We start from the raw sequence: 20,911 nt of genomic DNA, 5'->3' as shown, positions 1-20,911 counted from the left end.
CCCTCAGGAACTTGGAGATTTTTCGAACTTGGCGTAGAAGAATCCGTCAGGAGACGCATCAAAGCCTTGCTCGGGATTGCCCGGTACCGCCGGCAACACCCATCCGGGCGCAGTTTGCGCCAGGGCGTCGGGATGATTGTCTTGAAAAGCTTTTGCCAACTGGGGCCCCTCTTCAGGAAAGATGGAACAGGTCACCAGCAAAAGTGTACCGCCCGGCTTTAGGGTAGACCACAAGGCATTCAGTATTTTGTGTTGAATCTGCGACAACTTGGCAATATCGTCCGGTCTGCGCAACCATGGAATGTCGGGGTGGCGACGAACCACGCCTGAACCCGTACAAGGCACATCGGCCAAAATACCGTCAAAAGGCACACCGTCCCACCAGGTATCCAGCAACTCGGCCTGCGCCACCTTCAAGCGCAAATCCCATTTGCCATTCAGGGTGGGGGCGATTCGGCGAATATTGTCTTCCACCTTGCCAAGGCGCTGAGGACTCGAATCGAGTGCGACCAGTTCAATGTCGGCCAGCTCGAGCAAGTGGCCTGTTTTACCACCCGGTGCAGCACAGGCATCCAGAATGCGTTGTCCGTTCTGCGGGTTCAGCAACTGAGAAGCCAATTGCGCAGCACTGTCTTGTACCGACACCTGGCCCAAATCAAAACCGGGCAGGGCAGAAACAGGCACCGGCTTGGCCAGCAAAACGGCCTGCTGACCGATCACACAGGCTTCCATGCCTGCGGCGTTTAACTGCTCGGCATAGGCGGGCGCTGAAATACTGCGGGTGTTTACGCGGACCACCAAGGGCGGGTGGCTCTGCGCCTGTGCCAACATTGTTTCCCAGTGTTGCGGATGGCTGGCCTTCAGTTTTTCAATCCACCAAACAGGCAAGTTGTGCTGCGCCAGCGGGTCTTCAAAAGCCTTGGTTCGCCAGGTATTTGAATCGCGCAAAAAGTTGCGCAAACAGGCATTGGCCAGGCCCTTGGCGCGTGCAAACTGCTCGCTGCCCGTGCAGGCATACACCATTTGGTCCACCACAGTGTGCGCTGGGTACTTCGGGTTTTTGTCATCCCACAGCAACCCAAAACCCAAGGCCATCAATTCATTCAAGGGCTCGGGGTTTAGCAGCGCTTTGCCGCTGATCAAGCGGGTTAACACTTGCCCACGGCCTAGGTTGCGCATGCCGAAGTAAGCCAGGTCTTGAATGGCACCCAAAGCCTGCGGGGTTTTCACACCCTTGGTTTCTGCGGCCAAGGCTTGGTCAAGCGAGCGACCTTCCCGCAGAACCCGGGTCATGACTGCCGCGGCCTTGAGCAGGGCAAACGCCAAACTGGCTTCTGTCAGTTTGGGTGGCGTGCTGTGAACCGGCTTCAACGCGGACCGCCAGTGCGGGCCATTTCCATCAAGCGGGCGATTCGTTCTTCAGTGGGTGGGTGGGTCGAAAAAAGGCTGGCTATGCCTTGTCCTGACAGTGGATTCATGATCATCATTTGAGCGGTTTCCGGGTGCGCTTCAGTAGTACGGAACGGAATGCCCTTGGCATACCGTTGAATTTTGTCCAGCGCGCTGGCCAAAGCCGCCGGGTCGCCGCAAATTTCTGCGCCTCCACGGTCAGCCTCGTATTCACGGGCGCGCGAGATTGACATTTGAATCAGTGATGCGGCCAGCGGCGCCAGAATGGCCAAGGCAATGCTGGCAATCGGGTTCATCGGCTGGCCGTTCTCATCTCGCCCACCAAAAAACAGCGCAAAGTTGGCCAGGGCCGAGATGGCACCTGCCATGGTGGCCGAGATGGTGGAAATCAGGATGTCCCGGTGCTTCACATGGGCCAGTTCATGGGCCATCACGCCACGCAGTTCACGCGCGGAAAGCACCTGCAAAATACCCGTGGTTGCAGCCACAGCCGCGTTTTCCGGGTTGCGCCCGGTTGCAAATGCATTGGGGGCGCTGTCATTGATCAGGTACACACGCGGCATTGGCATGCCTGCGCGCTGCGCAAGTTCAGCCACCATGTTGTAAAACTCCGGGGCATTGCTGGCATCGACTTCCTTGGCTTTGTACATGCGCAAAACCATTTTGTCGGAAAACCAGTACGCACCAAAGTTCATCACCAGTGCAAAGCCCAAGGCCAACAACATGCCGCCACGGCCGCCCATCATGCCACCCAGCACCACGAAAAGGGCGGTGATGGCCGCCATCAACATGAAGGTTTTCATCCAGTTAAACATGATCTTATTTATCCTGGCCAATCAGCGGCCTGTTGATTCGACAACTTGAAAATAAGGCTTTTTCGCGCAATTTCAAGTTTTGCGCGTGCCACCTTTGCCTAGTTGGAGGCCGATTCGCTCAATTGGTTTCCGGCCTGCAAACCCAAAGCCTGTGCCACCTGCTGCGCAGGTTGGCGTTTGCTGCCGGCCTTCTGAAGGGTTCGAATACGCAACACACCCTGCCCACATTGCACCTCTATGCCTGCGGAATCAACAGACAAAACCTCGCCCGGTTTACCCATCAAGCCAGCCAACGCGACAGTTTCAGGATCAAAACACTTCAAGAGTTCACCACCCCACGTTGTGTTTGCACCAGGAAAAGGGTCGAAGGCACGCAGTGTACGCTGAAGTTCAACTGCACTGCGATGCCAGTTGATCACGCCCTCCGCTTTTGTGATTTTCTCTGCGTAGGTCACTCCCACTTCAGGTTGTGGAACCAAGGGCAGTGTTGCCACCTGAAGGGAGTCCAGCGCCTCTACCAGCAAATCACCGCCCAGCTCGGCCAGTTTGTCGTGCAGGGTGGTGGTGGTGTCGGTGTGTTCAATCTGCAAGGCCCGCCACAGGCGAACGGGGCCAGTATCAAGCCCGGCCTCCATTTGCATGATGCACACGCCAGTTTCAGCATCACCCGCTTCAATACACCGCTGAATTGGGGCAGCGCCACGCCAGCGCGGCAGCAAGCTGCCATGAATGTTCAAGCAACCCAAGCGCGGAGCATCCAAAACCGTTTGCGGCAAAATAAGCCCGTAAGCCGCCACAATCAACACATCAAGAGGTTGACCATGTACAGCGGTTTTCAAGGTATGCAAGGCGTGTTCGGCTTCCTCGCCTTTTTTTAGGCTGACCGGTTGCAACACGGGGATACCGTGTTGCTGTGCCAGCTGTTTAACAGGGGAAGCCTGCAACTTCATGCCCCTGCCAGCGGGGCGGTCGGGTTGGGTCAGCACCAGGTGCACTGGGTAACCGGCGGCAATAAGCTTCGCCAGCGCAACCCGAGCAAACTCGGGTGTGCCAGCGAAACCCACATTCAGGGTTCGATTCATGGGGGGTTGGGCGATCAAGCGGTTTGAAGCTTTTCTTGCTTCTTCATCTTGGTTTTGATGCGGGTTTGCTTCAACTGCGAAAGGTATTCAACAAACACTTTGCCATTGAGGTGGTCAATTTCATGCTGAATACACACGGCAAGCAACTCGTCGCAATCAATTTCAAACCACTCACCCTTCACATTTTGTGCGCGTACCTTCACCGTATCGGGGCGTTCAACCTTCTCGTAAATGCCAGGCACGGACAAACAACCTTCTTCGTACACTTTGCATTCTTTGCTGGCGTCGATGATCTCGGGGTTGATGAATACGGTCAGGCCCGATTTGTCATCGGTAACATCAATCACGATGATTCGCTTGTGCACATTCACCTGCGTAGCGGCCAGACCAACGCCTGGCGCGTCGTACATGGTTTCTGCCATGTCTTCAGTCAGCTTGACAAGCGCGTCATCAAACTGGGTGACAGGGGTGGCAACCGTTTTCAAGCGCGGATCCGGATAACGCAAAATTGGGAGTAAAGCCATGCTTTCAAAAAACCTTCACAGTCAACACTAAAAGGATATACCTTCTGTGGCAAAAATAGTTCGCAAATTCCATCACTTGTTGCTCGGCACTTTGCATGGGTGAGCTGCTCAACGCCATGAACCTGGCTTACAACACCACAATCAAGGCGCGTGTACGCTACGAACTGGCCCAACAAGGCCCAGGTTGCAGTTTACCCGCCCCATGCGAAGCAGTTCGACTTTGGCATGCACTGGCCAGCACTTGGTTGCTGCAAAGCAACAAAAGATTTTGGGTGGGCATTCACAGCCCGGCTTACCCGCAAAGCCTGCTTGCACTGAAAGACCCGCCCCTGATTCTGTTCGGTGAAGGCCGCCTGGATTTGTTGAAAACCCGGGGCATCGCAATTGTAGGCAGCAGAAATGCCACACGCACCGGCTTGAGCAACGCGCATGGGTTTGGCAAGGCTTTTGCGCAAGCCCAATGGGTAGTTGTCAGCGGCTTGGCCGAAGGCATTGACGGCGCAGCACACGCTGGTGCACTTCAGGCCCTGGGTGCCACCATTGCCGTGCTGGGTTGTGGGCCAGACGAGGTTTACCCCCCGCACCACGCCGGTCTTAAAAAGCAGATTGTCGAACAAGGTGGTTTGGTGTTGTCCGAATACCCACCCGGCACCGCGCCGCAAGCTGGCTTTTTTCCCCGTCGAAACCGCATTATTGCTGGCTTGGCCGATGCACTCCTGGTGGTCGAGGCAGCCATGCGTTCAGGTTCCCTGATCACGGCAAGAGTCGCCAGTGAACTGGGGCGCCCGGTAGGGGCCATTCCTGGCTCCATTCACAGCAGCCAAAGCAAAGGCTGCCACGACATGATCAAAAAAGGCGCCTTGCTGGTAGAAACAGCCCTGGAGTTGATGGAAGAGGCCAAGGCCAGCCTGCCACAGTACAAACAGGCCAGCGTGTTGCAAGAAGATGACAGCGATTGCCACACCGAAATGACCTGCACCGTGGACACTGATGCTGAACCCGATGAAGAACTGGGCCGGGTATTGCAATACCTCGGGCACGACCCGGTGCACACGGACACATTGGCCCGGCAATTGGGTTTGGACACGGAAGACACCCTGGCTGCACTGACCGAACTGGAGCTGCTGGGGCTGGTGCTGGGTGAAAGCGGTAACCGCTGGGTGCGTTCAAATGGTGTATTTTAAAAAAAGGCCGTTGCAACAACAGAATTGAAGATTCTAGAGAAAGCCTTGATTTGTTGAAGGACTGACACTTACACTTCGGCGCACAAGGCCTTGAAATTACACACACCGACGAGTTGGACTAATTGAGTAGCGAAAACCCCAAAAAACTGATCATCGCGGAAAAACCCTCCGTGGCCGCTGACATTGCGCGCTCCCTCGGTGGTTTCACCAAACACGACGATTACTTTGAAAGTGATGAGTACGTGCTGTCATCGGCCGTGGGCCATTTGGTGGAAATCAAGGCGCCCGACGAATTTGAGGTGAAGCGGGGCAAGTGGAGTTTTGCCAACCTGCCCGTGTTGCCAACACACTTTGACCTGAACCCGATTGCGAAAACAGAATCGCGCCTGAAGGTGCTGAACAAACTGATTAAACGCAAAGACGTGGTCGGCCTGATCAACGCCTGTGACGCGGGCCGGGAAGGTGAGCTGATTTTCCGCCTGATCGCGCAATACGCGAAAAGCAGCAAGCCGGTTGAGCGCCTGTGGTTGCAATCAATGACACCCGCAGCCATTCGTCAGGCCTTCTCGAGCCTGCGCAGCGATGCCGAGATGATGCCACTGGCCGATGCAGCGCGCTGCCGCTCGGAAGCAGACTGGCTGGTGGGTATCAATGGCACACGTGCCATGACTGCATTCAACAGCAAAGAAGGCGGGTTTTACCTGACCACGGTGGGCCGGGTGCAAACCCCCACACTGGCCATTGTTGTGGAACGCGAAGAGAAAATTCGCAAGTTTGTGCCGCGCACTTATTTCGAGATTCGCGCCAGTTTTGGTGCGCAGGCTGGTGCCTACGAAGGCAAATGGTTTGACCGAGACTTTAAAAAAGCAGAAGACCCTGAGCAACGTGCAGACCGGCTGTGGGACGAAGCAAAAGCCAAAGCCATTGTGGCTGCCTGTGACGGCAAGCCCGGCACAGTAGAAGAAGAAAGCAAACCCACCACGCAAATTGCGCCTCAGTTGTTCGATTTGACTAGCCTGCAACGCGAGGCGAACAGCCGTTTTGGTTTTTCAGCAAAGAACACCTTGGGCTTGGCGCAGGCGCTGTATGAAAAACACAAAGTGTTGACCTACCCGCGTACTGATTCAAAGGCCTTGCCCGAGGATTATATGGGCACTGTGAACCAAACCCTGAAAAGCTTTGTGGGTCTGGATTCAGGCCACATTGCCGGTGCGTATGGGCAGTTTTGTGAACAAATCCTGAAAAACAACTGGGTCAAGCCCAACAAGCGGGTGTTCGACAACAGCAAAATTTCAGACCACTTTGCGATTATTCCAACCCTGCAAGTGCCAAAAAACCTGAGCGAACCCGAAGCCAAGCTATACGACATGGTGGTGAAACGCTTCCTGGCAGTATTTTTCCCGCCAGCGGAATTCAACGTCACCACACGCATTACCACGGTTGAAGGCCACCCCTTCAAAACCGAAGGCAAGGTGCTGGTGAAGCCGGGCTGGCTGGCCATTTACGGTCGCGCAGCCGCTGCTGCCGGCGATGACAGCCTGGTGGCTGTGGATGCCGGTGAAAAAGTAAGTACCGACGAAATTGATGTACACACCCTGAGCACCAAGCCACCTGCACGCTACAGCGAAGCCACGTTGCTTTCCGCCATGGAAGGCGCCGGCAAATTGGTGGAAGAAGAAGAACTGCGCGATGCCATGGGCACGAAGGGCTTAGGCACGCCAGCCACGCGCGCTGCCACCATTGAGGGTTTGATTAACGAAAAGTACCTGGTGCGTGAAGAACGCGCTTTGGTACCCACAGCCAAGGCGTTCCAGCTACTGACCCTGCTGCGTGGCCTGGACGTTGAAGAACTGACCATGCCTGAGTTGACTGGCGAGTGGGAGTACAAACTTTCCCTGATGGAAAAGGGCGAGCTCTCGCGCGAACAATTCATGCAGGAAATTGCCAAGATTACGCAGAACATTGTTGACCGTGCGAAAAACTACACAGAGGAAACCATTCCTGGCGACTACGCCACACTGGTGACACCTTGCCCGAACTGCGGCAGCGTGGTGAAGGAAAACTACCGCCGCTTTGCCTGCACAAAATGCGAATTCTCGATCTCGAAAGTGCCAGGCGGGCGTCAGTTTGAAGTGGCTGAAGTTGAAAAGCTGTTGCAAGACCGCGAGTTGCCAATGCTCGATGGTTTCCGCAGCAAAATGGGCCGCCCGTTTGCCGCTGTGCTGAAGCTGACTGATGAACACAAGCTGGAGTTTGACTTTGGCCAGGCCAAAGACGATGACAATGGCGAACCCGTCGACTTCTCTGGTGAAACCCGACTGGGGCCATGTCCCAAGTGTGCATCCAATGTGTATGAACAGGCCACCAGTTATGTGTGCGAAAAATCAGTAGGACCAAGCAAAAGCTGTGACTTCCGTTCAGGCAAGGTGATTTTGCAACAACCCATTGACCGCGAACAGATGGAAAAACTGTTGCTCGACGGTAAAACTGATTTGCTGACACGGTTTGTTTCATCGAAAACCCGCCGTGCGTTCAAAGCGTTTTTGGTCAAGAAACCCGACGGTGCGATTGGTTTTGAGTTCGAGGCAAAAGCCGAGAAGAAGCCTGGTGCAGCCAAAGGCAAAACTGCGGCCAAGCCAGCGACAAAAACCGCAGCCAAAGCCAAGGCTGCCAAAGAAGCGTCATGAATTTTGCGTTTTGAACGCTTTTTAAAACTTACGCCCTCGCAGCGCGGGGCGTAATTTTTTTCAAGAGTTTCGACTCGATTGGGCTGCCCTTGAAGTAGTCAGCCACCACACACCCACCCAAAGCCGCCCACAGCAATCCACGCGACCCAAAGCCAGTGCTCATGTACACCCCTGGCATATTCGGCACGGGGCCGATGGCGGGCAGGCGATCGTGCCAAACCGATCGCACTGCGCAGCGATGATCAAGCAACTCTCCAAGTGGTAACTCAGGAAATGCCGCCTTGAACCGGGCGATGTTCAACTCATCGGCCTCGGCGGTGGGGTTCAAGTGCACCACAGGCCGCTCGTAAGTGGCCCCCAACACCAACCAGTCTTCAGTTGCTGGAGCAATCGCGTAACTTTCACCCGACAACACGACACCCGGTTTTACTGCACACCGAAGTTTGCTGATTTGGCCTTTGACAGCATTTGCGCAAGCACCGGGGATCGGTGCCAATTCAAGTGAATTTTCAGCCACACACACCACCACCGCCGCGTGTTGTTCCCGCAAGGGGCCTATATCGCCAATGGTGCTGTTGTAATGGGTATGAAGCAACTCACCACAGGCCTGTAGATTGGCCGCTACCCAACGGGCTGGTTTCACCCAACCACCTTGCGGGAAAAACAGACCACTCAAGGGTGTGGGCAACAGGGCATTGGGCTGCGCCCAGCGCACCAGTGTTTGCGGAAAATTCAACAACTCCAGTGTTTCACGCGCGCGGTCGGCCTCTTCAGGTGGCACGGTTTGCAAGTGCCCTGGGGTGTCCCAATCGACGCCTTTTTTCAGCAAACCTTGTGCGGTCAAATCCTCAAGCGCCAGCAAGGTGTGTTCAAACCCCAAACGTGTCAATTGCGACAAGGGCGAATCGCCACGGGTAATGTGGGGGTGAAGAGCGCCCACCCAGTTACCGGAAGCACCCGCTGCGGGGCCGCTGGCTGAATCATGCAAGTGCACCTGCACACCCAGTTTGCAAAGCGCCAGCGCCACACTACTGCCCGCAATGCCCGCACCAATTACCGCGACCGTTGAAGGCGGATAAAGCACAGGGAACAGGGCTTGGGAAGGTGTTTCCGAAGAGGGCATGAGGTTATGTGGGCAACAAGACAGACGCCGCATTGTAACTCACACCTATTCTGGTGATTATTTTTTGCGCATGATAATATGAGCGAGTAATCATACTTAATCGGGATCACGATGTTGACTGTCAATTGGGAGGCTTTTACGCCCTACCCGGCTTTGTTCGGGGGGTTGTTGATCGGCTTGTCGGCCGTCATGCTGATTCTGTTGACTGGCCGCGTGGCCGGGATCAGCGGCATAGTGGGCGGTTTGCTCAAGCCGCAACACGGAGAAATGCAGTGGCGACTTTCCTTTGTACTGGGCATGGTCGCAGCACCCTGGCTGTACCAAGCAGTGGTGGGAAGTTTTGAATTTGAAAGCCCACGCGGCACGGTTGCATTGGTTGTTGCTGGGCTGTTGGTGGGTTACGGTACACGGCTGGGGTCGGGCTGCACCAGTGGGCATGGCGTGTGTGGGCTTTCACGCCTGTCGCTGCGTTCGCTGATTGCCACGGGTGTTTTCATGGTCACCGGTTTCGTGGTGGCCTCAGTGCTTATGCATGTTATTTGAGGGAAACTAAATTGTGAAAAATAACAACATGCGTTTTGCCGTGGCAAGCGGCCTGGCAGGCTTGGTTTTTGGTTGGGGCTTGATCATCTCGGGCATGGCCAACCCGGCCAAGGTGATAGGCTTTCTTGATCTTTCAATGCCCTGGGATCCTTCACTAATGTTTGTGATGGGCGGTGCAATCGCCCTTGGGTTGCCCGGGTTTTTGTTGGCCAAGCGCCTGAAAAACAGCCTCATGGGCTTGCCCATGAATTTGCCCACCAACACCCATGTCGACAAAAAACTTTTGCTGGGTGCGGCGTTATTTGGCGCGGGGTGGGGCATTGGCGGTTTTTGCCCCGGCCCTGCAGTAGTGGCTGCGGCCAGCCTGGCCACCGATGGCCTGATTTTTATGGCTGCCATGCTGGTGGGCATGTTCGTATTTTCAGTGCGCGCCCAGTAATTGCCGGCTCAACACCTGCCGCAGTTTGGGCACGTCCACTGGTTTGCTTAAAAACTCGTTCATGCCAGCATTCATGCAGGCCCGTTCATCTTCCTGAAGGGCACCCGCAGTCAACGCCACAATTGGCAACAGACTGGCTGGGCCGGGCAACTGGCGAATTGCAATGGCGGCGTCAATGCCGTTCATCACCGGCATGTGAATGTCCATCAACACAAGGTCGATCGACGAATCTGCACGCACGGCGTCAACGGCCATTTGCCCGTTGTCGACCAACAATACATCTGCTTTCATTTTTGAGAGCAAGGCTTTGATCACATGCTGATTCAGCTTGTTGTCTTCAACCACCAGTATTTTTTTACCCTGAAGTGACTCAGCCGCTGTGGGCAACAGGGCGGTTGAATCGCCCGTTTGTACAAACACGGTTTGAACCCGCAAGGTGAAACCAAATACGCTGCCAGCCTGCGGCACAGAGGCCACAAACAGTTCGCCACCCATTAACTCGGTCAATCGCTTGCAGATCGCCAAACCCAAACCACTACCGCCAAACCGGCGTGTGGCGGTGTTGTCCGCCTGCTCAAAGGGGCGGGTAAGGCGCTCGAATTCATTGACATCGAAGCCGATACCCTGATCGTGTACCTCAGTGCGAATTACTGCCTCATGCATGTCCAGCCTGTCGGCCTGCACTTTGACCCGCACCACGCCACTGTCAGAAAACTTGATCGCATTGTTCAACAAGTTCGATAACACCTGCCCGTAACGCGCAGGGTCACCTTTCACCATCAGTGGTGTCATTGCATCCATTTCAAGTTCAAGGTTTAAACCTTTGAGCTGTGCTTTTGCAGTAAACAGGCGCAAGGTTCTGCGCACCCTGTCATGCAAATCAAATTCAATATTCTCGATCCGTATTGAACCTGCCTCAATCTGCGAGAAACTCAGCACATCTTCAACCATGCCCAGCAATTGCTCTGAAGCCTCTTGAACCTGCTTCACATACTCTTTGGCCTGCGGATCTGTCAGCTGTTCTCCCAACAAAGTATTGAAACCCAGAATGGCGTTGAGCGGGGTACGGATTTCGTGGCTCATATTGGCCAGAAACTGGCTTTTCGCATTGCTGGCGCTTTGTCGCCTGCGCTGTTGCACCAAAGAATAGATGGTGAGAAACAGCATCAAATCAATTGCACCGCCGGCGAGCAAAATCAGGTTAGGCAGGGAATTGTGAACATCCCGGTCAAAATCGGGTGTACTTTCAAAACGCGCGGTCCACGTCCGCCCAGACCACTCAACGGGGACTGTCACTGCATGGGTGTGATCAAACAGTTGAAGTTGCTGTGGGGTGTCAACACCACTGGCGGAATCATAAATCAGCGATTCCGGCACCATGCTTTCAGCGTCATACAATTGAAAGTGAAGAGGAATTTTTTCATTGCCCAACACATTCTGCATCAGATCCGAGGCAACAAAGGGGCTATACACAAAGCCGCGAATAGCCCGCCTGCGAGAATCGACCGAACTTAAATCTACACCTTGGGTATACACAGGCAGATAAATCAGAAAGCCCGGGGCGGGGTTTCTCTCGTCGCCCTGCTTTAACTGAACCAAACCCGACACGGTGGGCTGACCCGTGTCCATGGCCCGGCGCATGGCCTCGCGGCGTACAGGCTCGGAAAACATGTCATAACCAAAAGCACGCTGGTTGCGTTCATCAAACGGCTCGATCAATGTGATGGGAAAGTAAACCTCGCGTTCACCAGGAGGGGTGACCGAATAATTTGGAAATCCCTCGGCACGTATGCGGTTTTCGTATTGTTCTAAAGTATCTGGTGACACACGTTCGGCGAACGCGAAACCTTGCACGCCTGGCAACTCGCGTTGCAAGTTGAGCGAGGCCACGTACACCTGCCAGTGTTCTCGATTCACACTGGTGTGCGCATCAAAAAAAGCCACTCCACCGCGCAAAATTTGTTGGTACTGGTTGATCCGGCTCTGAATGCGCTCTTGGGCATCTCGAACCTCAAATGAAAACCTGTCGTTGGCGCGTTTCTCGATGGCTTGGCTGGACAACACCCAGCCCAGCGCAGTGATGACAATGGAAAGCACCAACACCAACCACGCTGTGACCTCGTTGTGAAATAGATCCGCAAAGTTCTTTTTATTGGCGTCGGTGTGCAGACTGCTGGGGTTCGGCATAGTTACTTACATTTCAGCGAATCGCGCTGGTCACGCATGCCACGCAGCATGCGGTTTTAGTATGCACTCAAACACCGGAAACTGTGGATCAAAAATGGACTATTTGCCATGCATCCAGCACATGAAGAGTCACGCCATCGCGTTCTGAAAACATCTTTAACAATTCAAGGGATCTCGGGAAGTCATCCAGCAACTTGGGCATGGGTTTTAATGCGAGCGGCTCGCCCTGTTTCATCAAGGGTTGGGTGAAATCATCCCAGTGAATCAGATACACATGCTTAGCTCCGGTAGCGACCACCATTTCCCGCCAGTAATTCTCAATGTAGACGTCGCTTAATTTACCCAAACCACCCATTCCCAAAAACACATGCTTCACCGCAATGCCTTTGTTTTGGCCTTCAACATAACCTGCGCTAGGCTGAATAAGCGCGAATGGCCCAGGCCCCAGGCCGGGGTGAGACACTACAAATGAAAAGCTGATTCCTTCTTTGAACTGCAAGGCATGGGCCGGAAGAAACACAGGTTTGGTGTTAAACCCACCCGTGAATCCGGTGGGCGCATGGGCAGATTGAATCAACTGAATATCAAACTCGCCCAACTTCACGCGGCCACTGCCCGTAAAAGCATCTATTTGTGTTGTCGGCACATCTTGCCCTTTGGCAATTTGCAGAGTCGATTCCGAACCCACCACCCGCGCGCCATATTGTTTCGCCAGAAAAGGAGCATCCAGGGAATGATCGTAATGCGAGTGCGCCACCACAATACCACTCAAGGCACTGGGCATATCCAGACGCTTGAACATTTCTGCGGCCACTGCACCAACCTGGTTTTCATCAACGTTCAGTCGGGTAAAAGCAACTTCGGACAACGGTTGTCGCGAGAAAAAACCATCCACCAGCCAGGTGCTCTGCCCATCGGTCCAGGCCATAGACGAGGTTCCCAAAAACAAGGTTCGCACACTGCCAGCGGGGCCTGGTTTCAACGATTCAGGCAACTGGACAGCGGGATAAGACTTCAGCAGGAAAACCAGAGCGCCCAGCCCCAGTAAAACGATTGCAGACAATGCATACAAAGCGAAACGCAGAATGCGCATGGAACACCCCAACAAAAAAGCCACCCGGCCTTGGGTGGCTTTTATTGTACGGAAATAGCCAGTGGTTTACTTGGTAACCAAAGCAGCCAGGTGGGCTTCTTCAACAGACATGGCTACTTTGCCAGCATGACCGTCCAGAATCTGGGCGCTCTTGCGTGTGTCAAAATATTTGTCGTAATGGAAAATGTAGTCTTTGTCGGCCAATGGCAGGTGGCAACCACGGCAGGTGGCGTAATCCGCTTTGGCGGGCTGGCCATTGGGTTCAAATGCTGCATACACCCAGTCGCCTGTCTTCATGCCTTCTGGCGCAGTGCTGCCCCAGTTGTTGCCCTTGTACATGACGAACACTTTTTCAAGACCAGCCTTGGTCATTTTGTCGCCGGTTTTGGTGGCTTTGTAAATTTCCATCACGCTCACGGTGCCATTGGCAAAGGCTTCGCCTTTCTTGGCGGCAGCGCCAGTGGGGTTGATGTAAATGTCACGAATGTGGCCAGTGGGCTTTTCGATTCCGGCCAGGAACACAGGCCAGGATTTGTAATCGGTGGGCTGGGCCAATTCACCGTCTTTCGGGGCTGGGCCAAACATACCGCCAGCCGCACAACCTGCCAATACAACAGCTGCCGAGGCAGCAAGCATCAATTTTTTCATTTTTTCCCCTTTTTGTTTGCGCAACAGTTGTTACCCGCTCAAACATAGCGCCAACCCTTGTTCTGCGCAACTGTTACGTCAAGTCAAACTCAGATGCAAGGGTTTACCCTATACCCCCTCCATTTGAGCCAACGAATTTTAGTAAGGCCTATTCCCGTTGCTTATCCATGAATTGTTTTCAGAATCAGATCCTTAATCTTGTTACATCCCCCTTGTGGCGGAAAAAATTTAACAAACAACTGATTGAGACCCACGCTCAATCCCATGGAGCACAACACATGAACCGATTCCAGTTTTTTGCAAAGGCCAGCTTGGCCACTCTCATTCTAGCCACTGGCAGCGCCGTATTTGCGGGCACCGCCAACGACGTGCTGCCTGAAATCAAGGCAATCGCCGCCAAACCCGAGGTGATTGCCGCAGTTAAAGCCCAAAACGGAAAAGGACTGACACTGGACGCCATCAAGGCGATGGACAGCAAGTGGATCGCTGCATCAGGCGGTTTGCCAGAGGGAAAAGCCATGATGGAAAGCCCAGTGTCCAAAGCCCTGCTGGCTGCTGAAAAAGCCAAACCTTATTTCACCGAAACCATTCTGACCGACAACCAGGGAGCGAACGTAGCCATCAGTTCCATGACTTCCGATTACTGGCAGGGCGATGAGCCCAAGTTTGTAAAAGCATGGGCAGATGGCAAAGGCGATGACTACATTGCCCGTGCAAAAAAGGATGAAAGTTCCGGTGCGGTGGTTTCTCAGGTCTCCGTACCCGTGATGGAGGGCGGCAAAGCCATTGGCACTTTAACCATCGGCGTGAATCTTCAAGCCCTTCCATGAGCAAGTAGCCATGACTTACTCTTTTATGAACAAAATCATCAATACCAGCCTGAATGTTCGGCTGGGTATTGTCATGGGCATACCCATTGCGGCCTTACTCGCCTTGAGTGTGTTTGCTGTTTATCAAATTCATGCCCTAAACCAGTTCAACCAGGAAAACACCGAAAAGCAGGTTTCCCTGCTAACGCAGGTGTCCAACTTGGGCAGTAAATCAGCATTGTTGGCGCGCGAAGCCCGCAATGTGATACTCGCTGATGAACAGGAGCGGTTTGATTTGGCCAAATCACGCATGCTGGCGCTGGATGCTGAAATTGATTCGCTGGGCCAAAGCATGCAAGCCAGCGCGCCTGCTGGCGAAACCCGCAAGCTGATCGAAACCATTAACACCGACAATTCAGCCTTGCACACGGTGTACCAAAAAGTGATTGAACAATCCGAGTTGGGTGAAGTACAGGCTGCCACCTTGATACTGCTGGGCGAAGGAGACCCCCTGGAACAGCAGATTGACAACACCATGAATGCCTTGAACTCAAACGTGAAAAGCACCATGGAAGCCGCAGCGGTCCGAGGCGATTCCGTGTTCCAGAATGCCCTGATTACCATAGGAATTGTGTGTATCGCCATTGTGCTGTTGTGCGGTATTACGGTTGGCATTGTGGCTTCGTCGCTTCGCAAGCAAATTGGTGGCGAACCCGCCAAGGCGCTCAATGTTGTGGCTACCATGGCGCAAGGTAACCTGACTCAGTCTGTTCCGAAATGCGAAAGTGGCTCGCTAATGGACGGCATGCAACAGTTGCAAGTGCGTTTGCGGGAAATCATCAAGCAGGTGTCACAGGCCTGCGGCACTTTCAAAACCGCTTCAAGCGAACTCGTGAACGTGGCGTCGGGTTTGTCAGGTTCTGCTGAAAAACAGGCCGACAGTTCCAACGCCACGGCAGTCAGCGTGGAACAAATGAGCGCCAGCGCCAAGTCCATTTCCGATTACGCCCACAAAACCGAAGTGCAGGCCAAACTGTCGGCAGACACGGCCAAAAACGGCATGAAACTTATGCAGGCACTGCAGGGCAAAATGAATGACATGGCAGGTCAAATGCAAACCACCACTCAGGAAATTGCTGGGCTTGTAGAACGCTCTGACCGAATCAACGGTATCGTGTCGGTGATTCAGGGAATTGCCCAGCAAACCAACCTGCTGGCTTTGAATGCTGCCATTGAAGCCGCTCGCGCTGGTGAGCAAGGGCGTGGCTTTGCAGTGGTAGCCGATGAAGTACGTAACCTGGCACAGAACACCGCCACGGCCACCGATGAAATTCGTACCTTGATCGGTGAAATTTGCACCTACTCAGAACGTTCCAACAAATCGGTGGAACAAGTGGGCGAGCACATGAGCGAAAACATGCAGTACGCCGACAAGCTTATGGGTGGTCTTCAGGAAATTGTTCAGCACTTTGAACAGTCTGTGGAATACGCCTTGGCAGTGGCCAACTCCACCAAAGAGCAGGAAGCGGCCAGCCAGGACATTTCCGAACGGGTCAGCGACATATCGGCTTTGTCGGAACGTCTGAAAATGGCCAGCATGCAACTGGAGGGGCAATCCCGCCAGGTGGAAAGCATGTCGGAAGATTTGCAGCGCGCTGTGTCTTACTTCAAAACTTGAAGGGCTGCACTTCAGTGTGACAAATCAGTGAATCGTCACACTGAAGATTGCTTCGGAAACCGAAACTCAGTATGGCGGGTATTACAGGTTGATGTTGTTCAATCTGGATGTATGCCATGCCGTTTTCACCTGCTTTGCTTCCCAATACCCGCCGACGCAATCTACTTAAAACTTTCTTGTACGGAGCCAGTGCCAGCACCCTTCCCTGGCTTACCGGTTGCGGCAGTGACAATCCCTCAGGTTCCGCCAGTGGCCGGGTTGGTGTCTCAGAGACCAACAGGTTTGGCGGCACAGCGCTGAACAACAACCAGTTTCGATTCCGAAACATTGGCCCGTTGGGCGATCCTGATGCCAACGGCGTGCGTACTGCCGCTGGTTTTTCCACCCGGGTAGTGGCCATCAGCAACCTTCCGCCTGTTTCAGGCGCGACACCTTGGCATATTTTCAATGACGGTGGCGGCGTGGTGCCCCGTGAAGATGGGGGCTGGATTTATTGCTCAAACAGCGAGATTCCAGGCTTCGGCACACTTGGTTTCACCGTACCTGAACTGGCACCTGTTGGAAATTTGCTCGAAACATTCAGCCCCGGACTGGGCGGAGCAAGCGCTCTTGTGTTTGGCCCCGATGGCACGATTGAAGACAGCTATCGAATATTACAAAACACTACTTTTAATTGTGCGGGCGTAATAACACCCTGGAAAACCTGGCTCAGCTGTGAAGAAATTCCGACCGGCTTGGTGTGGGAATGCGATCCGTTCGGTATTCAAGCCGCACGCCCACTGCCAGCTCTGGGGCTGTTCAGCCATGAAGCCGTAGCCATCGACAGCGAGCGCCGCGTGTTCTATATGACTGAAGACATGCCCGACGGCCGCTTCTACCGCTGGGTACCCACCGCGGGTGACTGGCCCGCTGGTGCCGAGCGCGCCAACATGAATCAGGGACTACTGCAGGTATTGAAAGTGGAGGGCGATGTGGCCAATGCATTGAATGGCCCTGTGCGCTACAGCTGGGTGAACGCAGCCAACCCAAATGCACCGCAAACCGAGAACCGCCTGCCCGACACTGCTGTGTTCGACGGTGGCGAGGGTGTGTGGTACCAGAATGACCGCGTGTTTTTTGCGACCAAAGGTGATGACCGCTTGTGGATGCTGAACACCACTGCACAAACCATTGAGGTGGTTTACGACATGGCCACCGCCACCGCACCCAACAACATTCTTTCTGGCGTTGACAACATCACCATGACGCCATTTGGTGAAGTGTTGGTAGCAGAAGATGGTGGCAGCATGCAAGTGGTGGTTGTGTATCCTGACGGCAAGCTGGTGCCGCTGCTGCAAATTGTTGGGCAAGACCAGTCTGAAATCGCCGGAATCGCCTTCAGCCCAGACGGCAAACGCATGTATTTCACCAGTGACCGCGGAGGCCCCAACGGGCAAGGCGGCTATGGGCTTGGGCTGGGCATGCTCTACGAACTGATGATTCCCGACACTCTACCCAACGCATAACAAACAGCTTCAAACTACCAAGGAATACACGCCATGTCAGGTCCACGCCGCAAACGCAGTCGAATTCAAAAACGCCCGGGCATTACCCGCCGCTCCTTCCTCAAAGGTCTTGGTATTGGTACCGCCAGCGTTGGCGGGCTAAGCCTGCTGCAGGGTTGTGGCAGTGACAACGATTCGACCACAGCAACCGATAACCGCACCACACCCAGTGACAACACCCCCACTCAGAATGTGCAGTTTCTGCATAGCATAGCCAGTGGCGACCCTGCCTTTGACAGCGTGGTGTTGTGGACTCGCATTACGCCTGAAAACACCAACCGCACCGTGGCTGGCCGGGTGGATGTGTTCAAGGACGAAGCGCTGACCATGTTTGTCAAATCCATGGACTTTCAAACCACCGCAGCGCAAGACTTCACCGTGAAGCTTATTTGCAACGGTCTTGAACAAGACACCGTGTATTTTTACCAATTCCGCAGCAACGGCAAAACCAGCCCGGTGGGCCGCACCCGCACAACGCCCGCCGCTGGCAACAAGCGCCCCCTGAATTTTGGCGTGGTGAGCTGCTCCAGCCTAGCCCATGGCTTTTTCAATGCCTATGCCAAACTGGCCGAACGCGACGACATCGACGCCATCATTCATCTCGGCGACTATATTTATGAATATGGCACTGGCCAGTACGGCAATGTTCGCGAGTATGAACCAGCGACGGAAATAATTACGCTATCCGACTACCGCACCCGCCACGCCCAATACAAGCGAGATGAAGACCTGCAAAAGCTGCACGCGCGCTTTCCCTTCATCACGATTTGGGACGACCACGAGTCGACCAACAACTCCTACCGCGACGGCGCAGAAAATCACACCGAGGGTGCAGAAGGTGTGTGGGAAGAACGTAAGGGTTTTGCCCAGCGCGCATACGACGAATGGATGCCTATTCGCTTGCCCGAACCCGGTAACCGCGCCAAGATTTTCCGCCGCGTGCAGTTTGGCGACATGGTCGACATGTTCATGCTGGACACCCGCCTGTTCGACCGCGACCTTGAGGCAGCCACGCCCATCAATCCCACCGATGGAGTTTCCAGCCAGCCCGACCGCACGATGATTGGAGAGGAACAGTACAACTTCTTGATTAACGGCATGCGTGCCTCGCAAGCCCAGTGGAAGCTGATAGGCAACCAGGTGGTGTTTCATCAGTGGATCATCAAACCTGGCTTGAACAACCCGGCTCCCAGCCCTGTGGGCGACCTGCTGGCCCCCTCAGGCCTGAATGGTGACGCTTGGGACGGCTACAGCGCCGAGCGCCAGCGCATCATCAATGCCCTGCGCGGCGACGATGGTGGCGAGGCTATCAACAACGTGGTTATTCTGACTGGCGATGTCCACAGCGCCTGGGTGGCCGACATCACCGATAACCCCAACCAGCCGATTGATGCGGCAGGCGGCTACAACCCAGTCACAGGCCAAGGCAGTGTGGCCACCGAGTTTGTGGTGTCCTCCGTCACCTCGCCAGGACTGGACGTACCCAACCAGGTCATTGAGTCCATTCGCTTGACCAGCCCACACATCAAACACGTGAACGTCACCGAACGCGGTTATAGCGTGCTGCGCGTGGCCGAGGACAAAACCACTTGCGAGTATTGGGCAGTCAGCACCATTCTCGAGCGCGGCGGCTCTGAAACCTTGTCAGCCACCTTCGAGGTAGCCGACGGCGCCAACCGCATCAGTCAACAAGGTGTGTTCCCTGTGGACGTGGTCACTGGCCTGTTGGGTGTTTAAGGGTTTCTGGGGTAAGATCCGGGCTGTTTGATTGAACAGCCCGCAAAGCTACTTCGCCCCGGATCCCCAAAGTGCCTCTGTCCAGAATTCTTCCTGCCCCTATCATTGGTGTCCTCACCGTCACCTTGATGAGCCTGTGCATCACCTTCTGGTTCATCGTGATGTTCCCGTTTATCCTGTTGCGCCTTGTGCCGGTGTACAGGCTGCAACGCTTGGCGTCGAACTGCTGTGTGCAAATTGCAACCTGGTGGGTAGGCTCAGACAAGCAACTGTACAAACTGCTGCACGGTCAGCAGGGGCAGGTTGAAATTCATGGCGACTTCAAACCGCACAGCAGTTATCTGGTGATCAGCAACCACACGGCCTGGGCCGACATTGTGGTCTTGTTCGATGTGCTGCACGGCCATGCGCCTTTTGGCCGGTTTTTTCTGAAGAAAGAACTGATTTGGGTTCCTATTGTGGGCGTGGTGTGCTGGGCCATGGATTTCCCCTTCATGAAGCGCCACAGCCGTGCCGCCATTGCGCGCAATCCGGCACTGGCCAGCCAGGACCTGGAAACCACCCGCAAAGCCTGCGAGATTTACAAAGAAAGCCCGGTTACCGTGATCAACTTTCTGGAAGGTACCCGCTTTACACCCGCCAAAAAAGCCAAAACCAAATCACCGTATACTCGCCTGCTGGGCCCCAAATACGGCGGCTTGTCCGCATCGTTGAATGCCATGGGTGAGCAGTTTGCAGGCATGGTGAATGTCACCATTGCCTATGGCCCCAGCCAGGGCAACATCACGTGGAGCTGGCTGTGTGGGAAGCAACCCAATATGCAGGTACATGTTGAAATTCTGCCCATTCCTGCCGACATGATCGCAGGCGACTTTCGCAACGACCTGGAATTCAAGAACCGGTTTAAAACCTGGATTGGCAACATCTGGACCCTGAAAGACGAACGCCTCGCGGAGATGCGCCGCAAAGCCGGACACCCTTCAACGTGAACCACACCAGCACCGGCTTGACAGGTTTGTTAAACTACTCGAATTGCAGTCAAACGAAGTGATCTCCCCAATGCGCACCCGCTGGTTCCAACACATGCTGATCGCGCTGGCCGTACTGGCCACGCAATGGGCAGGTCTTGCCCACAGCATTGAGCACCGGGACACGCTGCAAGCAGAATCGCACGGCCACGCACACAGTTACAACAGCAAACACGCTGCCGCCAGCGATTTACTGCATTCCTGCCTGCTGTTCGATGGCCTTGCCACCGCACAGGCTGCGGTTTCCAACCCACCCAACAGCTGCGCATTGCCCCTGCTGGCCCAACTGGGCATTCAAAGTAGTGCGGTCACAGCGCCCAGAAATACCCTGTTCGCGCAACGGGTGCGGGTCCGCGACCCGCCCAGTTTTTCCTGAAGTA

At 54.5% G+C, this 20,911-nt stretch carries 18 protein-coding genes; 10 read left to right on the top strand and 8 right to left on the bottom strand.

The genetic code is table 11. From position 1 onward, the window contains the following. Positions 1-3 precede the first annotated feature (3 nt). From rsmB to def, 4 genes are all read right to left on the bottom strand, one after another. The gene (gene rsmB / locus PY990_RS11775; protein ID WP_275271760.1) at positions 4-1,371 is read right to left on the bottom strand and encodes a 16S rRNA (cytosine(967)-C(5))-methyltransferase RsmB; all 1,368 of its coding nucleotides are present in this window, start codon (positions 1,369-1,371) and stop codon (positions 4-6) included. After that, positions 1,368-2,225: a zinc metalloprotease HtpX gene (gene htpX, locus PY990_RS11770; RefSeq protein WP_275271759.1), complete on the bottom strand. Its 858-nt coding sequence runs from the start codon at positions 2,223-2,225 to the stop codon at positions 1,368-1,370. The genes rsmB and htpX overlap by 4 nt, the downstream gene beginning before the upstream one ends. A 98-nt stretch (positions 2,226-2,323) precedes the next feature. Next, positions 2,324-3,295 (bottom strand): methionyl-tRNA formyltransferase, encoded by a 972-nt coding sequence (gene fmt / locus PY990_RS11765; RefSeq protein ID WP_275271789.1) that lies wholly within the window; start codon positions 3,293-3,295, stop codon positions 2,324-2,326. Positions 3,296-3,321: 26 nt separating this feature from the next. Then, positions 3,322-3,831: a peptide deformylase gene (def, locus tag PY990_RS11760; RefSeq protein WP_275271758.1), complete on the bottom strand. Its 510-nt coding sequence runs from the start codon at positions 3,829-3,831 to the stop codon at positions 3,322-3,324. Between the two features lie 95 nt (positions 3,832-3,926). On the opposite strand from def, the gene dprA reads away from it, so the two are divergent. Together dprA and PY990_RS11750 are read left to right on the top strand one after the other, a co-directional pair. Then, a complete protein-coding gene (dprA, locus tag PY990_RS11755; protein ID WP_275271757.1) occupies positions 3,927-5,015 on the top strand; it encodes a DNA-processing protein DprA in 1,089 nt (362 codons plus the stop codon). Between the two features lie 122 nt (positions 5,016-5,137). Further along, positions 5,138-7,702, top strand: coding sequence for a DNA topoisomerase III (locus PY990_RS11750; RefSeq protein ID WP_105027792.1), 2,565 nt, complete (start codon positions 5,138-5,140; stop codon positions 7,700-7,702). Between the two features lie 28 nt (positions 7,703-7,730). Here the strand turns inward: PY990_RS11750 and mnmC1 are convergent, their stop codons facing one another. Next, positions 7,731-8,825, bottom strand: a complete 1,095-nt coding sequence (gene mnmC1 / locus PY990_RS11745; protein WP_275271756.1) for an FAD-dependent 5-carboxymethylaminomethyl-2-thiouridine(34) oxidoreductase MnmC1 — start codon at positions 8,823-8,825, stop codon at positions 7,731-7,733. Positions 8,826-8,939: 114 nt separating this feature from the next. Between mnmC1 and PY990_RS11740 the strand changes: the two genes are divergently transcribed. Next, a complete protein-coding gene (locus PY990_RS11740) occupies positions 8,940-9,368 on the top strand; it encodes a YeeE/YedE family protein (protein WP_275271788.1) in 429 nt (142 codons plus the stop codon). 28 nt (positions 9,369-9,396) lie between these two features. Beyond that, complete coding sequence (locus tag PY990_RS11735) at positions 9,397-9,807, top strand: DUF6691 family protein (protein WP_105029749.1); 411 nt, start codon at positions 9,397-9,399, stop codon at positions 9,805-9,807. Here the strand turns inward: PY990_RS11735 and PY990_RS11730 are convergent. From PY990_RS11730 to PY990_RS11720, 3 genes are all read right to left on the bottom strand, one after another. Beyond that, the gene (locus tag PY990_RS11730; RefSeq protein ID WP_275271755.1) at positions 9,790-11,994 is read right to left on the bottom strand and encodes a CHASE domain-containing protein; all 2,205 of its coding nucleotides are present in this window, start codon (positions 11,992-11,994) and stop codon (positions 9,790-9,792) included. The genes PY990_RS11735 and PY990_RS11730 overlap by 18 nt on opposite strands. Before the next feature lie 88 nt (positions 11,995-12,082). After that, complete coding sequence (locus PY990_RS11725) at positions 12,083-13,087, bottom strand: MBL fold metallo-hydrolase (protein ID WP_275271754.1); 1,005 nt, start codon at positions 13,085-13,087, stop codon at positions 12,083-12,085. Between the two features lie 66 nt (positions 13,088-13,153). Continuing rightward, a complete protein-coding gene (locus PY990_RS11720; RefSeq protein WP_105029748.1) occupies positions 13,154-13,735 on the bottom strand; it encodes a cytochrome P460 family protein in 582 nt (193 codons plus the stop codon). Between the two features lie 278 nt (positions 13,736-14,013). Between PY990_RS11720 and PY990_RS11715 the strand changes: the two genes are divergently transcribed. The 6 genes from PY990_RS11715 to PY990_RS11690 all read left to right on the top strand — a co-directional run bounded on the left by PY990_RS11715 (position 14,014) and on the right by PY990_RS11690 (position 20,907). Further along, the gene (locus tag PY990_RS11715) at positions 14,014-14,565 is read left to right on the top strand and encodes a cache domain-containing protein (protein ID WP_105027788.1); all 552 of its coding nucleotides are present in this window, start codon (positions 14,014-14,016) and stop codon (positions 14,563-14,565) included. Between the two features lie 10 nt (positions 14,566-14,575). Further along, positions 14,576-16,222, top strand: a complete 1,647-nt coding sequence (locus PY990_RS11710) for a methyl-accepting chemotaxis protein (protein WP_275271753.1) — start codon at positions 14,576-14,578, stop codon at positions 16,220-16,222. A gap of 116 nt (positions 16,223-16,338) precedes the next feature. Further along, on the top strand, positions 16,339-17,727 hold the full coding sequence (locus tag PY990_RS11705; protein WP_240605650.1) for an alkaline phosphatase PhoX: 1,389 nt from the start codon (positions 16,339-16,341) through the stop codon (positions 17,725-17,727). Positions 17,728-17,760: 33 nt separating this feature from the next. Continuing rightward, positions 17,761-19,503, top strand: coding sequence for an alkaline phosphatase D family protein (locus PY990_RS11700; protein WP_275271752.1), 1,743 nt, complete (start codon positions 17,761-17,763; stop codon positions 19,501-19,503). Positions 19,504-19,574: 71 nt separating this feature from the next. Next, positions 19,575-20,492 (top strand): acetyltransferase, encoded by a 918-nt coding sequence (locus PY990_RS11695; RefSeq protein ID WP_275271751.1) that lies wholly within the window; start codon positions 19,575-19,577, stop codon positions 20,490-20,492. Between the two features lie 70 nt (positions 20,493-20,562). Then, positions 20,563-20,907, top strand: a complete 345-nt coding sequence (locus PY990_RS11690; RefSeq protein ID WP_275271750.1) for a hypothetical protein — start codon at positions 20,563-20,565, stop codon at positions 20,905-20,907. Positions 20,908-20,911 lie beyond the last annotated feature (4 nt).

This window comes from Limnobacter olei (assembly GCF_029087225.1).
Taxonomy (GTDB): Bacteria; Pseudomonadota; Gammaproteobacteria; order Burkholderiales; family Burkholderiaceae_B; genus Limnobacter; species Limnobacter olei.
The sequence above is the reverse complement of the archived record's forward strand: the minus strand, read 5'-3'. Positions and strand labels throughout refer to the sequence as shown.

Bases quoted from the DNA above. Each gene is read 5' to 3' on its own strand.
- htpX (WP_275271759.1), bottom strand. From the start codon at position 2,225: ATGTTTAACTGGATGAAAACCTTCATGTTGATGGCGGCCATCACCGCC.
- def (WP_275271758.1), bottom strand. From the start codon at position 3,831: ATGGCTTTACTCCCAATTTTGCGTTATCCGGATCCGCGCTTGAAAACG.
- dprA (WP_275271757.1), top strand. From the start codon at position 3,927: ATGGGTGAGCTGCTCAACGCCATGAACCTGGCTTACAACACCACAATC.
- mnmC1 (WP_275271756.1), bottom strand. From the start codon at position 8,825: ATGCCCTCTTCGGAAACACCTTCCCAAGCCCTGTTCCCTGTGCTTTAT.
- PY990_RS11735 (WP_105029749.1), top strand. From the start codon at position 9,397: ATGCGTTTTGCCGTGGCAAGCGGCCTGGCAGGCTTGGTTTTTGGTTGG.
- PY990_RS11730 (WP_275271755.1), bottom strand. From the start codon at position 11,994: ATGCCGAACCCCAGCAGTCTGCACACCGACGCCAATAAAAAGAACTTT.
- PY990_RS11725 (WP_275271754.1), bottom strand. From the start codon at position 13,087: ATGCGCATTCTGCGTTTCGCTTTGTATGCATTGTCTGCAATCGTTTTA.
- PY990_RS11720 (WP_105029748.1), bottom strand. From the start codon at position 13,735: ATGAAAAAATTGATGCTTGCTGCCTCGGCAGCTGTTGTATTGGCAGGT.
- PY990_RS11715 (WP_105027788.1), top strand. From the start codon at position 14,014: ATGAACCGATTCCAGTTTTTTGCAAAGGCCAGCTTGGCCACTCTCATT.
- PY990_RS11710 (WP_275271753.1), top strand. From the start codon at position 14,576: ATGACTTACTCTTTTATGAACAAAATCATCAATACCAGCCTGAATGTT.
- PY990_RS11705 (WP_240605650.1), top strand. From the start codon at position 16,339: ATGCCGTTTTCACCTGCTTTGCTTCCCAATACCCGCCGACGCAATCTA.
- PY990_RS11700 (WP_275271752.1), top strand. From the start codon at position 17,761: ATGTCAGGTCCACGCCGCAAACGCAGTCGAATTCAAAAACGCCCGGGC.
- PY990_RS11690 (WP_275271750.1), top strand. From the start codon at position 20,563: ATGCGCACCCGCTGGTTCCAACACATGCTGATCGCGCTGGCCGTACTG.